Origin of the sequence: Microbacterium paraoxydans (genome assembly GCF_900105335.1) — a bacterium.
In the GTDB taxonomy this organism is placed as follows: Bacteria; Actinomycetota; Actinomycetes; order Actinomycetales; family Microbacteriaceae; genus Microbacterium; species Microbacterium paraoxydans.
The window spans coordinates 3,262,246-3,276,856 of record NZ_LT629770.1; the positions used below are offsets into that span (position 1 = coordinate 3,262,246).

General features: G+C 69.0%; 12 protein-coding genes. 7 read left to right on the plus strand and 5 right to left on the minus strand.

Annotated features, from left to right (window positions below; translation table 11 throughout):
- Nucleotides 1-53 precede the first annotated feature (53 nt).
- The 6 genes from wecB to BLU02_RS15900 all read left to right on the plus strand — a co-directional run bounded on the left by wecB (nucleotide 54) and on the right by BLU02_RS15900 (nucleotide 7,237).
- On the plus strand, nucleotides 54-1,136 hold the full coding sequence (gene wecB, locus BLU02_RS15875; RefSeq protein WP_060921741.1) for a non-hydrolyzing UDP-N-acetylglucosamine 2-epimerase: 1,083 nt from the start codon (nucleotides 54-56) through the stop codon (nucleotides 1,134-1,136).
- Nucleotides 1,133-3,181 (plus strand): acyltransferase family protein, encoded by a 2,049-nt coding sequence (locus BLU02_RS15880; RefSeq protein WP_060921740.1) that lies wholly within the window; start codon nucleotides 1,133-1,135, stop codon nucleotides 3,179-3,181. The genes wecB and BLU02_RS15880 overlap by 4 nt, the downstream gene beginning before the upstream one ends.
- Nucleotides 3,182-3,242: 61 nt before the next feature.
- Nucleotides 3,243-4,538: a nucleotide sugar dehydrogenase gene (locus tag BLU02_RS15885; RefSeq protein WP_060921739.1), complete on the plus strand. Its 1,296-nt coding sequence runs from the start codon at nucleotides 3,243-3,245 to the stop codon at nucleotides 4,536-4,538.
- A complete protein-coding gene (glf, locus tag BLU02_RS15890) occupies nucleotides 4,538-5,674 on the plus strand; it encodes a UDP-galactopyranose mutase (RefSeq protein WP_060921751.1) in 1,137 nt (378 codons plus the stop codon). Before BLU02_RS15885 ends, glf begins: the two co-directional genes overlap by 1 nt.
- A 10-nt stretch (nucleotides 5,675-5,684) precedes the next feature.
- Nucleotides 5,685-6,503 (plus strand): ABC transporter permease, encoded by an 819-nt coding sequence (locus tag BLU02_RS15895; RefSeq protein ID WP_060921738.1) that lies wholly within the window; start codon nucleotides 5,685-5,687, stop codon nucleotides 6,501-6,503.
- Nucleotides 6,503-7,237 (plus strand): ABC transporter ATP-binding protein, encoded by a 735-nt coding sequence (locus BLU02_RS15900; protein WP_060921737.1) that lies wholly within the window; start codon nucleotides 6,503-6,505, stop codon nucleotides 7,235-7,237. Before BLU02_RS15895 ends, BLU02_RS15900 begins: the two co-directional genes overlap by 1 nt.
- A 25-nt stretch (nucleotides 7,238-7,262) precedes the next feature.
- Here the strand turns inward: BLU02_RS15900 and BLU02_RS15905 are convergent, their stop codons facing one another.
- From BLU02_RS15905 to BLU02_RS15915, 3 genes are read right to left on the minus strand one after another with little or no spacing between them, the layout of a single operon-like run.
- On the minus strand, nucleotides 7,263-7,820 hold the full coding sequence (locus BLU02_RS15905) for a hypothetical protein (protein WP_060921736.1): 558 nt from the start codon (nucleotides 7,818-7,820) through the stop codon (nucleotides 7,263-7,265).
- 1 nt (nucleotide 7,821) lies between these two features.
- Nucleotides 7,822-8,784, minus strand: coding sequence for a glycosyltransferase (locus BLU02_RS15910; RefSeq protein WP_060921735.1), 963 nt, complete (start codon nucleotides 8,782-8,784; stop codon nucleotides 7,822-7,824).
- Nucleotides 8,781-10,691 (minus strand): glycosyltransferase, encoded by a 1,911-nt coding sequence (locus BLU02_RS15915; RefSeq protein WP_060921734.1) that lies wholly within the window; start codon nucleotides 10,689-10,691, stop codon nucleotides 8,781-8,783. The genes BLU02_RS15910 and BLU02_RS15915 overlap by 4 nt, the downstream gene beginning before the upstream one ends.
- Before the next feature lie 146 nt (nucleotides 10,692-10,837).
- Between BLU02_RS15915 and galE the strand changes: the two genes are divergently transcribed.
- The gene (gene galE / locus BLU02_RS15920; protein ID WP_060921733.1) at nucleotides 10,838-11,827 is read left to right on the plus strand and encodes a UDP-glucose 4-epimerase GalE; all 990 of its coding nucleotides are present in this window, start codon (nucleotides 10,838-10,840) and stop codon (nucleotides 11,825-11,827) included.
- 10 nt (nucleotides 11,828-11,837) lie between these two features.
- Here galE and BLU02_RS15925 read toward each other — a convergent pair whose 3' ends face one another.
- Nucleotides 11,838-13,136 carry an O-antigen ligase family protein gene (locus BLU02_RS15925; protein ID WP_231919599.1) on the minus strand — a complete coding sequence of 433 codons (1,299 nt, stop codon included), beginning with the start codon at nucleotides 13,134-13,136 and terminating at the stop codon, nucleotides 11,838-11,840.
- Complete coding sequence (locus tag BLU02_RS15930) at nucleotides 13,133-14,548, minus strand: O-antigen ligase family protein (RefSeq protein ID WP_060921732.1); 1,416 nt, start codon at nucleotides 14,546-14,548, stop codon at nucleotides 13,133-13,135. The genes BLU02_RS15925 and BLU02_RS15930 overlap by 4 nt, the downstream gene beginning before the upstream one ends.
- Nucleotides 14,549-14,611 lie beyond the last annotated feature (63 nt).

Consider the following 14,611-nt stretch of genomic DNA (forward strand, 5'->3'; position numbering starts at 1 on the left):
TGCCCGGGGCCCCGGTGCGGGCGGGGGAGCGGGGGCGTTTAGACTTGTGTCCCGTGAAGATCGTCAGCGTCGTCGGGGCCCGCCCGCAGTTCGTCAAGCTCGCCCCCATCCACAAGGCCGCGAAGGCGGCCGGTGTCGAGCACGTCATCGTGCACACCGGTCAGCACTACGACCCGATGCTGTCCGATGTGTTCTTCGAAGACCTCGGGATCGGCGCCCCGGACGTCCACCTGGGCGTCGGCAGCGGGTCCCATGGCGTGCAGACCGGCGCGATGCTCGCGGCGCTCGACGCCGTCTTCGATGAGCACCGCCCGGACTGGGTGCTGGTCTACGGTGACACCAACTCCACCGTGGCCGCCGCCCTCAGTGCCGTGAAGATGCACATCCCGGTCGCGCATCTCGAGGCGGGTCTGCGCAGCTTCAACCGCCGCATGCCTGAAGAGCACAACCGTGTGATGACCGACCACGCCGCCGACATCCTCCTCGCGCCGACCCAGGTGGCCGTCGACCACCTCGCCGACGAGGGGCTGGCCGAGCGCACCGTTCTCGTCGGTGACGTGATGACCGATGTCCTCTTCGAGGTGCGAGACGAGGTCTCCGGACGCCCGTCCGCGCTGCTCGAAGAGCTGGGCCTCACCGCCGGCGGGTACTACGTCGCCACGATCCACCGCGCCGAGAACACCGACGACCCGTCCCGTCTCGCCGAGGTCGCCACCTCCCTGGCGGGCCTCGACAAGCCGGTCGTGCTCCTCGCGCACCCGCGCGTGGTCGCCAAGGCCGCCGCGCACGGCATCGAGCTCACCCAGGGAACGCTCATCGCGCACGCGCCGCTCGCCTATCCCGACCTCATCGCCGCCGCGCTGTCCAGCGCGGGCGTCGTCACCGACTCCGGGGGGCTGCAGAAGGAGGCGTTCCTGCTGGGCGTCCCGTGCACGACGGTGCGTACCGAGACGGAGTGGGTGGAGACGGTGCAGCTCGGCTGGAACGTCCTCGCCAACACCGCCGAGGAGATCGCCGCCGGGGTCACCCGTCCTCGTCCCGCCGACACCGACGAGGCGCCGTACGGCGACGGACATGCGGCGGAGCGGGTGGTGTCCGAGCTGCTCCGCGCCGCGGGGACCACCGACGGCGCGTGACCGCCCCCGCCCCCGTGCTGCGCGAGCGCCGCAGCTTCCGCACCGATGTGCAGGGGCTGCGGGCGATCGCGGTCGGGCTGGTGCTCGTCTACCATGCGGGCATCCCGGTCGTCACCGGGGGGTATGTCGGCGTCGACGTGTTCTTCGTCATCTCCGGCTTCCTCATCTCCAGTCACCTGCTGGAATCGTTGGAACGACACGGGCGCATCCGCTTCGCGGACTTCTATGCCCGTCGTATCCGGCGGATCCTGCCGGCCTCGCTCACCGTGGCGCTGCTGACCGCGATCGCCGCGATCGCCTTCGTGCCGCCGCTCGCACTGGAGCGCGTGCTCCGCGACGCCCTCGCCACGATCCTCTACGTGCCGAACGTGTGGTTCGCGATCCAGAACACCGACTACCTCGCCGACCACTCGCCCTCGCCGTATCAGCACTACTGGTCGCTGGGAGTGGAGGAGCAGTTCTACCTCTTCTGGCCGCTGATCCTGCTCGCGCTGTTCGTCTTGTTGCGCCGGCGTACGGGGATGGTCGTCGCCGCGATCGCCGCGCTCGGCGTCGCGAGTCTCGTCGCCGGTATCGTGCTCACCCCCGTCAACCAACCGGCCGCCTTCTTCCTGCTCCCCACGCGAGCGTGGGAGCTGCTGATCGGCGCACTGGTCGGTGCCATCCTCCTGCACGGCGCGTTCCGTGTGCCGGCCTGGCTCGGCGCCGTCGGCGGATGGGCCGGCATCGCCCTGGTCCTGGCCAGCGCCGTGCTGTACGACGACGCCACAGTCTTTCCCGGCACGGCGGCGATCGTGCCGACCGTCGGCACGGCCCTCGTCATCCTCTTCGGCGCCCGTTCTCCGGCGTGGGGCCCCACGTGGGTGCTCTCTCTGAGGCCGATGCAGTTCATCGGTCTCATCTCGTACTCGCTGTACCTCGTGCACTGGCCGCTGCTGATCGTCACGCAGTCCGCGGTGGGGGAGGAACACCCCTTGCGCCTGCTGGTGAAGATCGGCCTCGGCATCGTGCTGGCAGTGCCTCTCGCGTGGCTGCTCTTCCGCTTCGTCGAGACGCCGCTCCGGGCACCCGGCTGGCTCACCCGCCGACGCCCGCGGTTCACGCTGCTCGGTACGCTCGCCCTCACCCTCGTGCTCGCCGCAGGCCTGACGGGAGCGGCGCACTGGGCCGCCGCACGCGACGTCGGCACCGGTGAGGCCGTGGCCGCGGCTCCGGATTTCCCGACGGATCCGCCCCGGGGCACCGGTTTCGTGCCCCGGAACATGACGCCGTCGCTCGCCGACGTGGCGGCGGATCTGCCCGTCCTCTATGCCGACGGTTGCCATCACAGCGTGTCCCAGGAGGAGGTGCAGGACTGCACCTACGGGGACGGCGAGACGTCCGTCGCGGTCTTCGGCGACTCCCACGCAGCCCAGTGGTTCCCCGCGGTCTCCGAGATCGCCGAGGAGCACGGGGGCATCGCGCTCTCGTCGTACACGAAGTCCTCGTGTCCCGCCGTCTCCACCACGGTGCTGGACAAGGACGTGCCGTACACCTCCTGCGACCGCTGGCGTGAGGCAGTCCTGGAGCACTTGGAGGAGGCCCCTCCGGCGCTGGTCGTGATCTCCAGCTACGCGCACTACGATCTCGCCGACGCCTCCGACGCCCAGGCACGCACGCAGGAGTGGGAGGCAGGCATGCGCACGACCGTCGAACGCCTCCGCGCCGCCGGTTCCGAAGTGCTCGTCATCGCAGACACCCCGCGATTCGAGTCGCCGCCCGCCACGTGCATCTCCGCGGACGTCCTGGACACCACCCGGTGCGACGGCGCGCGCGACGAGGTCCTCGACGCTGCGTTCACCGCCGCGGAGAAGCGTTCCGTCAGCGCGGCCGGCGGCGTGTACGTCGACCTCACCGACTATGTGTGCGACGACAGCGTGTGCCCCGTGATCATCGACGACCTGCTCGTCTACCGCGATGTGAACCATCTGACCACGGCCTTCGTGTCGTACCTCGCCCCTGCGCTCGAGGAGCCGTTCCTCGCCGCACTCGGCGCCCGGGGCTGAAGGCGGGTCGGTGCGCCGCTCCTGGCGCCCGTCCAGCCGGTGCCCCCGTAGACTAGGCGTCATGCGTATCGCCGTCGTGGCCCTCGGAAAGATCGGGCTTCCCCTCGCCGTCCAGTTCGCCTCCTCCGGTCACGATGTGATCGGCGTCGATGTCAACCAGAAGGCGGTCGACATCATCAACGCCGGGCAGGAGCCGTTCCCCGGTGAGGCCCACCTGGCGGAGAAGCTGCAGGAGCTCGTCCCCTCCGGCCGTCTGCGCGCCACGACCGATTACGCCGAGGCGATCCCGGGAGCCGACGCCGTCGTCCTCGTCGCGCCCGTGTTCGTGAACGACGAGACGTGGGAGCCGGACTTCCAGTACATGGACTCGGCGACGCGATCGCTCGCCGAGCACCTCACGCCCGGCACCCTGGTGTCGTACGAGACGACGCTGCCCGTGGGGACGACCCGGAACCGGTGGAAGCCCATGCTCGAGGAGGGCTCCGGGCTGACGGAGGGCACGGACTTCTTCCTCGCGTACTCGCCGGAGCGCGTGCTCACCGGGCGGGTCTTCGCCGACCTGCGCAAGTACCCGAAGCTCATCGGCGCCTTGTCCGACGAGGGGAACCGTCGCGCCCGCGAGTTCTACGAGTCCGTCCTGCAGTTCGACGAGCGTCCCGATCTCCCTCGCCCGAACGGTGTGTGGGACCTCGGCACGACCGAGGCCTCCGAGATGGCGAAGCTCGCCGAGACCACGTATCGCGACGTGAACATCGGCCTGGCCAACCAGTTCGGCCTGTTCGCCGCTGCACACGGGATCGATGTCTACAAGGTCATCGATGCCTGCAACTCGCAGCCGTACAGCCACATCCACCGCCCGGGCATCGCCGTCGGCGGACACTGCATCCCGGTCTACCCCCGTCTGTATCTCTCCACCGACCCCGACGCCGACATCGTGCGGGTGGCGCGCCAGCTCAACGCCTCCATGCCGGAGCGCCTGGTGGCGCAGGCGGAAGGCATCCTCGGCGACCTGAGTGGTCTGCGGGCGGTCGTGCTCGGGGCCGCCTATCGCGGCGGCGTCAAGGAGACGGCCTTCTCCGGTGTGTTCCCGACCGTCGAGGCGCTGCGCGCCCGCGGAGCCGAGGTCGTCGTGCACGACCCGCTGTACACCGACGAGGAACTGCGTCGACTCGGGTTCGAGCCGTACGACCTCGGCGGACCGGTCGATCTCGCCATCCTCCAGACGGACCACGCCGACTATCGTGAGCTCAGCCCGGCCCAGCTGCCGGGAGTGAAGCTCCTCGTGGACGGTCGCGCGGCCACGGACGCCGCGCTGTGGTCCGGGACGCCGCGCCTCGTGGTGGGGACGGCAGCCTGATGGATCTCCTCGTCGTCGGGTCGGGTTTCTTCGGCCTCACCATCGCCGAGCGCGCCGCGGAAGCGGGCCGCAAGGTGACAGTCATCGACCGCCGCTCGCACATCGGCGGCAACGCCTACAGCGAGGCGGAACCCGAGACCGGGATCGAGGTGCATCGCTACGGCGCGCACCTGTTCCACACGTCGAACGCGACGGTGTGGGAGTACGTCAACCGCTTCACCTCGTTCACGAACTACGTGCACCGTGTCTACACGACCCACAAGGGCGTCGTGTTCCCGATGCCGGTGAACCTCGGGACGATCAACCAGTTCTTCCAGGCCGCGTACACGCCGGATCAGGCCCGTGCGCTCGTCAAGGAGCAGGCGGGCGAGTTCGATGCGAAGTCCGCGACGAACTTCGAGGAGAAGGGCATCGCGCTTGTCGGGCGCCCGCTGTTCGAGGCGTTCTTCCGCGACTACACCGCGAAGCAGTGGCAGACCGACCCGCAGAAGCTCTCCGGCGACATCATCAGCCGGCTCCCGGTGCGCTACACGTACGACAACCGCTACTTCAACGACACGTGGGAGGGGCTGCCCACCGACGGCTACACCGCGTGGCTCGAGCGCATGGCCGACCACCCCAACATCGAGGTGAAGCTGGACGTCGACTACTTCGACGAGTCCCAGGCGCTGAACAAGAGGGCCACCGTCGGGCAGGTCCCGGTGGTCTACACCGGCCCCGTCGACCGCTACTTCGACTATGCCGAGGGCGCGCTGAGCTGGCGTACGCTCGACTTCGAGCAGGAGGTGCTCGACGTCCGCGACTTCCAGGGCACGAGCGTCATGAACTACCCGGACATGGACGTGCCGTACACGCGCATCCACGAGTTCAAGCACTTCCACCCGGAGCGCAAGGACGTCTACGAGTCCGACAAGACCGTCATCATGCGGGAGTTCTCCCGCTTCGCCGAGCGCACCGACGAGCCCTACTACCCGGTGAACACCCCGGCCGACCGCGAGGGCCTGTTGGCCTACCGCGAGCTCGCGAAGGGGGAGAAGGACGTCCACTTCGGCGGTCGCCTAGGCACGTACCAGTACCTCGACATGCACATGGCCATCGGGTCGGCGCTGTCGCTCTGGAACAACACTCTCTCCTAGACTCGGAATCGTGAGTCACGCTGCTGTCGGGGCGCCCGGGACGCCCCGGCGCTATCTGCATTCGCTGTGGCTGCTGTCGGCCCGTGACCTCAAGGTCCGGTACGCGACGAGCTTCCTCGGCTACGTGTGGTCTGTTCTCGACCCGCTGGTGATGAGCGCGATTTACTGGTTCGTGTTCACCCAGGTGTTCCGTCGCGACGTGGGGGAGCAGCCGTACATCATCTTCCTCATCAGCGCGCTGCTGCCGTGGGTGTGGTTCAACAGCTCCGTGTCGGACTTCACGCGGGCGTTCAAGAAGGACGCCCGTCTCGTCCGCTCGACATCCATCCCGCGCTCCATCTGGGTGAACCGCATCGTGCTCAGCAAGGGCATGGAGTTCCTGTTCTCACTGCCGGTGCTGGTGCTGTTCATCGTGGTCAACCTCCTGTTCGAGAGCCATCCCGACCAGGTGGTGCAGATCGGCTGGGGCGTGCTCTGGGTGCCGGTGGCGATCCTCATGCAGACGGTGCTGCTCGTCGGCCTCGGCCTGCTGGTCGCGCCGCTGTGCGTGCTCTACACGGACCTCGAGCGCACCACGGCGCTCATCCTCCGGGCGATGTTCTACGCCACCCCGATCATCTACAACGTCACGGACCTGCCCGGTGTCTTCCAGACGCTCGGCGCCTTCAATCCGCTCGCCGGGATCTTCATGCTGTATCGCATGCCGTTCTTCCCGGACCAGTGGAACCCGTTCACGCTCACGGTCAGCGCCGTGATGTGCCTGCTCATCCTCGCGCTCGGCGTCTGGGCGTTCCGGCGTCTCGAGCGCCCCGTGTTGAAGGAGCTGTGATGGACGCCGCGATCGACGTGCAGGGCCTCGGTGTGCGCTTCCGCCGCAACCGTCGCGGACAGCGCAGCTTCAAGGACCTGTTCGCCGGAGCGTCCCGTCGCTCGCGTCCCGGAGAGTTCTGGGCGCTCCGCGACGTCTCGTTCACCGTGCAACCGGGCGAGTCGATCGGCGTGGTCGGGCGGAACGGTCAGGGCAAGTCGACGCTGCTCCGCCTCGTGGCTGGCGTGCTGCTGCCCGATGAGGGCTCTGTCAGCGTCAACGGCGGGGTCGCCCCGCTCATCGAGATCACCGGTGGTTTCGTCGGCGATCTGACGGTCAGGGAGAACGTCCGGCTGACGGCAGGACTGCACGGCATGTCGAAGGACGAGGTCGCCCGCCGATACGACGACATCATCGCGTTCGCCGAGCTCGCCGGGTTCGAGGAGACGCCGTACAAGCACCTCTCCAACGGAATGAAGGTGCGTCTGGCGTTCTCCGTCGTCTCCCAGCTCGACGAGCCCATCCTGCTCGTCGACGAGGTCCTCGCGGTCGGCGACAAGGCCTTCAGGGAGAAGTGCTACAAGCGCATCGACGAACTGCTCTCGGACGGCCGCACGCTGTTCTTCGTCAGTCACAACGAGCGCGACCTGCGCCGGTTCTGCACCAGAGGGCTTTATCTGGACCGGGGCACGCTCGCTCTGGACGCCCCGATCACGGATGTCCTGGACCGCTACAACGCGGACTACTCCGTCTGAGACGACGCGCCGACCCGGCGGGGTGTCAGAGGCCGACGAGATCGCGCAGGTCTGCCGCGGCAGCGCGCGCGCTGTCGATGGCCGCTGACACACCGGAGCCGTCCTCGACCGCCGAGCGCAGCGCCGTGAGCTGCTGCGCGTAGGTCTCCACGCCGGAGCGCCAGGAGTCCTGGATGGACGACGGCGGCAGGGCGTCGCCCAGGCGCTGTGCGTCGTCGATCAGCGAGTCGACGACCGGGATGGCGTCCTCGGTGCTCGCACCCGTGACGATGTCGAGGCCGGGCTCGACGGCGCTCAACCAACCGGACACCTTGTCCCGGAAGACCTCGAGCGTCGGGTCATCGACCGGCGGTGCGGACGTCATCGGCGTCGCCCCGTCCGGGGGAGTCTCCGATGAGCCGACAGGCGGTGTCCCGGACCCCTCTGGGCCCGGCATCCCACCGCGGAAGACGGCGAAGAACAGGACCAGCGCGACGACGGCCAGTGCGGCGACGCTCAGCCCGACGATCAGCCACACCCGACCGGTGCGCTGGGGCGCCGGGGGAAGCGGGGCCCACCGCACCTCGGGCTGGGGCTCGTCCATGTCAGGCCTCCAGAGGGCTCATCGGCTCCCAGGTGCGATCGCGACCGATGCGGCCACCGTCCCTGAGCCCGCGGAACAGGTTGCTCGTGCCGCGGACGGTGCGCTCGACGAAGACCAGCCGGATCAGCTCCTTGAAGAACGTCGCGGTCGTCCCGAGGCCGAACAGCACGGGGTTGTAGACGCCGTGCACGCGGTAGTACTGCTTGATGAAGGCACGGTTGCGCATGATGTAGTAGCGGTAGGCATTGCTCGAGGCGTTCATGTGGCGGATGCCCATGTCCCACTGCCGGATCTCGCGCGTGCGGCGGAGCACGAACTCATCGACGATGACCGCCGTGGTCAGGCGAGAGGCCAGCCACCCGTACATCTGGTCGTCCCAGTAGATGAAGAAGCGCGGGTCGGGGAGGCCGATCTGCTGCACGATCGAGCGGTGGATGAACATCCCCTCGAAGCAGCCGCTGTTCATCTCTTTGTAGCCGGAGGAGTCGAAGCCTGCCGGGGCGAACGGGATCGGGATGCCCATGCGCTCCGCGATGCGGTACTGCCAGTAGAACTCGCTGCCGTCGTAGTCGTAGCGCCGTCCCTGGATGCTCTTGAATCGCGGCGCCCAGGCGCCCATCCGGGCGAGACCGTCCGGGAGCACCTCGACGTCGTCGTCCATCATCCAGATCCACTGGGCGCCGAGATCGTACGCCGTGCGCATGCCCTCGCTGAAACCGCCGGAGCCGCCGGTGTTGACGTCGAGACGGCGATAGACGAGGTCGGTGCCGATGTCGTCGCGGAAGGACTCGACGACGTCGGTCGTATCGTCCGAGGAGGCGTTGTCGATCACGATCACGTGGCCCGGCTTCGGGTCCATCGCGGTGATGCTGGTGAGCAGGCCGGTCAGCAGATGCGAGCGGTTGTACGTGACGATGACGATCGCGGCGGAGGAGGGATCGAAGGCAGGGGCGTCGGTGGTCATGCCTTCTCCTCGAAGACCTGCTGCCAGGATTCGGCGGAGACCAGGTCCGGCAGAGCGGCGCGGTACTGGCGCTGGAGCTCCGGCCACCGTCGTCGCAGCTCGGCGTGCAGACGCACGGACTCGCGCAGCATGCGGCGGTACTTGGCGCGGTCGCGCGTGTAGATGTTCTTCCCTGAGCCGTCGGCGGCGCTCACGAGAGCGCTGTCATACAGCGGGAGGCGCCACCAGTGCGCGTCGCCCTTCCCGAACTCCACCTCCGGCTGAGCGACGTTCGCCGGGTCGGGCCGGTGCACCCAGTGCGAGAGCAGTGTCTTCAGCGTGAAGATCCGCAGTCGCAAGCCGGTCGGGCTGTCGAACTCGTTCTTCGGCAGCCGCTTGTAGACCTGGCGGCCGTGGCGGGAATGCAGCACCCGGGCAGGGTCGCGATGGATCACCGTCTCCGGGTACTCGGCGGCAAGGGCGCGCGCGGCCGGCATCGCCGTGGCCAGGTTGCGGCGCATGTGGCCGGGTCCAGAGAGCACGTCGCGCAGAGCCCGGTTGCGCAGCGCCACCGGGTAGTACTGCATCATCATGAGGTGCTTCAGATCCACGCGGCGGCTGTGCACGATGAGGCGGCCGCCTCGCGGTGCTCCGGAATGCAGGAGCCCGGCGACGATCCGGTTGCGGGCGTGGAAGTAGGCCTGCCAGTCGATCGAGTCGTCCTTGTTCACCCAGGAGACGTGCCAGAGCGCCACACCGGGCATCGATACGGTCGGGAAGCCCGCCTCGCCGGCGCGGAGGCAGAACTCCGCGTCGTCCCACTTGATGAACGCAGGGAGGGAGAGTCCCACCTTGCGGACCGCGTCGAGGGGGATGAGGCACATCCACCACCCGTTGTAGTCGGCGTCCATCCGCATGTGCAGCAGCGGCGACTGGCGCAGGTTGGCGACACCGAAGTCGTGCGGCATCTTCTCCTGGTAGAGGTTGCGCCACATGAAGGGGCCCTCGTCGACGACCTCCGCCCAGCCGTGCAGCTTGGGGCGGTCGAGGAGGTCGAACATGTGTCCGCCGACGAGCACGGGCGTGGTGGCGAACTGACCGAAGATGATGGAGCGCCGCAGCGACTCCGGCTCGATGCGGACGTCGTCGTCCAGCAGCTGCACGAAGTCGCTCTCGGGGCGCTGCAGGGACTCGTGCATCGCACGGGCGAAGCCGCCCGATCCGCCGAGGTTGCCCTGGCGGATGACCTGCAGGGTCTCGCCCAGACGCTCGGCGACCTCGGCGTAACCGTCCTGGTCAGCGACGAGCTGCGTGCCCTGGTCGACGAGGAAGATGCGGTCGACGAACTCCAGCGCATCAGGAGAGGAGGCGAGTGCCCTCAGGGTCTCGACGCAGTAGTCGGGCTTGTTGTATGTCGTGATGCCGAGAGAGGCCTTCCCGGTGCGGGTGGGAGCCTGCTCGGTGGTCCACTCCGCGCCCTCGAGCACGGCGGGCTTCTCGTCGGCCACGATGTCGAACCAGATCCACCCGCCGTCGCTGTACTGGGTGAGGTCGAGGTCGAACGACGTCGTGGCCTCGCCGGTCACCTCACGGGTGGCCACGCGCTGGCGCACACCGCCGCCGTTGGAGCGGTAGACGAGGATGGTCGCCGGCCCCGTGGTCCGTACGGTGAGCTGCACCTCGCGGACGCTCGTCCAGTGCTGCCAGTACGACGCGGGGAACGCGTTGAAGTAGGTGCCGAGGGAGACGCGCCGACCGGCGACGATCCGGGCGCGGTGCCGTCCCAGGATGTTGCCGAGATGCGCGCGGCTGGAGACCCGGACCGGTTCCTCCTCGATCACCGACCACGTTTCCGGATCCGCGTACAGCGGGAGCAGATCGGGGTCGCGATCGAGCGGGAAGACGACGTTCTGAAGGACGTGGGCCACAGGGAGGTTCTCCGTTGTTGATGCCGCGGCCGCTGCCGGAGGGCAGCGCGGGACTCGACGAGCAGTGAGTAGCATACCGGTGGTCGCCTTCGGATCTGCGGAGAGCCGATCCCCTGCGCTCGGCGTGGCTGGCTAGACTGACCGCGATGAAGGTACTGATCACCGGCGGGGCCGGCTACATCGGATCGACCGTGGCGACGGCGTGCATCGAGGCCGGGATCCAGGTCGTGGTGCTCGACGATCTGTCCACCGGGCTGGCGGCTTTCGGCGAGGGACGCAACCTCTACGTCGGCGACATCGCCGACGCCGCCGTCCTCGACCGGCTGCTGACGGACCACCCCGACATCGATGCCGTCGTGCACTGCGCCGCCCGGATCGTCGTGCCCGAGTCCGTCGCCGATCCGCTCGGCTACTACGACAGCAACGTCGGCAAGACGATCACGCTCCTCCGCCGCCTCCGGGACGCCGGGATCGGGCGCATCGTGTTCAGCTCCTCCGCCTCGATCTACGCGGGGGAGACGGGGGACGGGGTCGACGAGAGCGGGCGGCTCGCCCCCTCGAGCCCCTATGCGACCACCAAGGCGATGGTCGAGCAGATCCTCGCCGACGCCGCAGCGGCCGGCGACTTCCGCGCCATCGCGCTCCGCTACTTCAACCCGATCGGCGCCGACCCGCAGCTGCGGACCGGACTGCAGAACCCGACTCCGTCGCACGCGCTCGGCAAGATCATGCAGGCGCGGGCGGCGGGGGAGCCGTTCACGATCACCGGCACCGACTGGGCGACCCGCGACGGATCGGGCCTGCGGGACTACATCCACGTCTGGGACCTCGCGCTCGCGCACGTCGCGGCGGTGACCCGGTTCGACGATGTCGCGACGCCGGAGCAGCCGTATCAGGTGATCAACCTGGGCACCGGCGACGGTGTCACGGTCCGCGAGCTGGTACGGGCCTTCGAGAGGGTGACCGGGGACCCGCTGCCCGTCGTCGAGACCGATCGCCGGCCCGGGGACCAGGCCGGCGCCTTCGCGATCGTGGAGCGGGCGCGCGAGGTGCTGGGGTGGCGTGCGGAGCGCTCCGTCGACGACGGCGTCCGCGACGCCCTCGCCTGGGCGCAGAAGCTCCCCACCGTCCGCTGACGGCACGCCGTCACTCCTGCGGGCGCAGTGTGGGGATGGCGCCGGTATGCGCGGCGTCGATGTTCTCGCGCCACGAGCGGGACTGCCCGGCGCGCAGGGCGCACAGGGCGAGCATGAACCACCCGGCGCCGACGAGGGTGAAGCTCTCGAACATCGAGTCCACCGCGAGCGTCACGAGCGTGATCGGCGTCCAGGCGTAGACGACGGAGCGGCGGACGCTCGCGACCAGCCAGGAGCGGATCAGCGCGATGCCGCCGAGCAGGAGGAACAGCACCAACCCTGCCGCGCCGAGCTGCAGCAGCACGTCGAAGAAGGCGTTCAGTGCGCTCTGATGCCGGTCGTCGAGCTGGAAGTTGATGAACGTGAACGGATACTCTCCTCGGGCCCAGTCGCCGAACCACCCCCATCCGGTGATGGGCTTGACGGCCACGAAGTCGAGGATCATGTTCCACAGCTCGGCCCGCATGGAGAAGTCGGATCCGGCGTCCAGCAGCGCGATGATCTGGTGACGCAGGGCGAACGCGACGGTGAGTGCGAGGGCGACCAGGACGCCCAACGTCCATTGCACGAGGTTCCGACGGGCCGGGGCGGTATGGCGGACGATCGTGAGCGCGACCGTGACGATTCCGACGGCGACGGCCAGCACGAGCACCGTCGGCGAGGACGACAGGAAGGCCAGCCCGCCGGCGAGGGCGACGGAGACCACCGCGAGAGGCGGATCCACGGATTGGGTGCGCCACTCGATCACGAAGGTGATCAGGGCGAGCACGGCGATGAAGCCGAGCATGTTCCGGCTGCCGAACAGCCCCTGGACCGGGCCGCCGGAGGCGAGATTGCCCTGGATGTCCAGGAAGGCGAACGGGAGGTCGAGGAGCACGCCCGAGAGGATCTCCACGCCGAGGGAGATGCCGAGCAGGACGCGGAGGGTGTCGCCCAGCGCGCGGACGGTCTGCAGCGTGTCGCGGATGTGTCCGATGGTGATCGCGAGGAATGCGTAGCCGAAGAGCGAGAGCCAGCCCAGGATCGTGTCGGAGCGGTCGGTCGTCCACACCAGGCTCACGAGCGCCCAGGCGAGGAAGGCCAGCAGCGAGGACGGCGCGATGCGCAGCGGGGACAGCTCCTCTCTCCGCACCCAGAGGATCGCGGCGCCGAGCAGGCACAGGGCCGTGATGATGGTGGCGAGGGTGACGGCCGACGTCATCCGTCCGATCGCGAACGAGCCGAACACGGCGGTCAGTGCCGCCAGCGTGAACGCCCGCGCCATCTCCGCCGAACCGAGGAGCCGGGCGAACGGGTGCGCCGCCGTCACGGCACCCGCCGCGGCGTCGCGCCGCGTTCGAAGACGAGATCCCGCTCGCCGACGCCCACCAGCGGCACCGACTTGAGCTTGAACGACAGCATCACCAGGAGCAGCCACCCCCACAGCATGATGGGTGTCGACTCGGTGAGCCCCTGCACCAGCAGCACGATGGTGAACAGGCTGGGCAGCAGCGTGAGCGGGGAGTAGGGGCGCCGCGCGTCGAGGTCCCACCGGGGGCGGTCGACGGCGAAGAACCAGGAGCGCCACAGGAGGCTGGCGTAGGCCACGGCCATCAGCACGAGGCCGACGATGCCGAGCTGCAGCAGCACGTCCAGCCACATGTTGTGGGCGTGGAACACGGTGATCCCATGGTCGACGATCCAGCCGTCGAAAGCCGGGTCCGTGGGCACCCACGGGCTGGAGAAGCCGTTGCCGATGACGGGGTGCTCGCCGACCCGTTCGAGCACCGCCGCCCAGATCTTGTCGGAGCGGCCGGTGAGGTCGGCGCTGCGGCCGAGGAGGCCGAGCAGGGGCTCGCGCAGCAGCCACACGGCGAGACCGCCGAGGACCGTGGAGCCGATCGCGACGACGTAGATCCGGGTGCGTGCGGTCGGCGAGCCCGCTCGACGCATCAGCAGGGCGACGACGAGGACCACGGCGGCCGCGGCGGCGCACACGAGCGCGGTCGCCGACGCGGTTCGGGCGAGGAAGTATGCCGCGAGGAGCATCCACAGCGCGAGCGTGGTCCGCCAGCGGGCTCGAGCGGCGAAGAGCACGCCGAAGGTGATCAGCGCGAACAGTGACACGATGCCGAGCAGGTTCGCGTTGCCCAGGATGCCCTGGATGCGTCCGCCGTCGAAGAGGTTGTCGCGGACCCAGTACCACTGGGGGTCGATCTTCCCGTCGGGGATGTCCGCGAAGTTCGGCAGCAGGGGACCATGGAGGACCAGCGACACCCACAGCTCGAGGGCGAGGGAGAGGCCGAGGATCCATTTGAAGGCGGACGACAGGGCGCGCACGATCTCGTGCCAGGTCAGCACGTGTGCGATGAACAGACCGTTCACCGTGACCGCCGCCAGGAGCACACCCGTGGCGACGGTGGGGACGCGCCACTGCGACCAGGCGACCGAGAGGAGGGCGAGTGCCGTGTAGCCGATGGCCGCCCACGGCAGCCGACGCCAGCGGAACGACTGCGGGCGCTTCCTGGCGAGCATCGGGACGCCGATCGCGAGGGTGGCCGCGCTGAAGAGCGCGAGCACGATCGCGGCGCCGATCTCGCCGACGAGGTTGTACACCGCCGAATGCGCGAAGGCCACGAACAGGACGGCGATGACGTATCCGCGCAGCAGGAGATGCCCCGTGGACTCGCGCTCTGGCGCGGTGGGCGGGGCTGCCACCGGGTGCTTGGTGTACTGGGCCATCGCGACTCAGGCTACCTCGACGGGCCCGGATCCGACCTGTCCGTGGCGCCGGGCTCTACGCTG

What these genes read in the sequence shown, in the direction of transcription:
- BLU02_RS15885 (WP_060921739.1), top strand. Translation starts at nt 3,243, where the DNA reads ATGCGTATCGCCGTCGTGGCCCTCGGAAAGATCGGGCTTCCCCTCGCC.
- glf (WP_060921751.1), top strand. Translation starts at nt 4,538, where the DNA reads ATGGATCTCCTCGTCGTCGGGTCGGGTTTCTTCGGCCTCACCATCGCC.
- BLU02_RS15900 (WP_060921737.1), top strand. Translation starts at nt 6,503, where the DNA reads ATGGACGCCGCGATCGACGTGCAGGGCCTCGGTGTGCGCTTCCGCCGC.
- BLU02_RS15905 (WP_060921736.1), bottom strand. Translation starts at nt 7,820, where the DNA reads ATGGACGAGCCCCAGCCCGAGGTGCGGTGGGCCCCGCTTCCCCCGGCG.
- BLU02_RS15910 (WP_060921735.1), bottom strand. Translation starts at nt 8,784, where the DNA reads ATGACCACCGACGCCCCTGCCTTCGATCCCTCCTCCGCCGCGATCGTC.
- galE (WP_060921733.1), top strand. Translation starts at nt 10,838, where the DNA reads ATGAAGGTACTGATCACCGGCGGGGCCGGCTACATCGGATCGACCGTG.
- BLU02_RS15930 (WP_060921732.1), bottom strand. Translation starts at nt 14,548, where the DNA reads ATGGCCCAGTACACCAAGCACCCGGTGGCAGCCCCGCCCACCGCGCCA.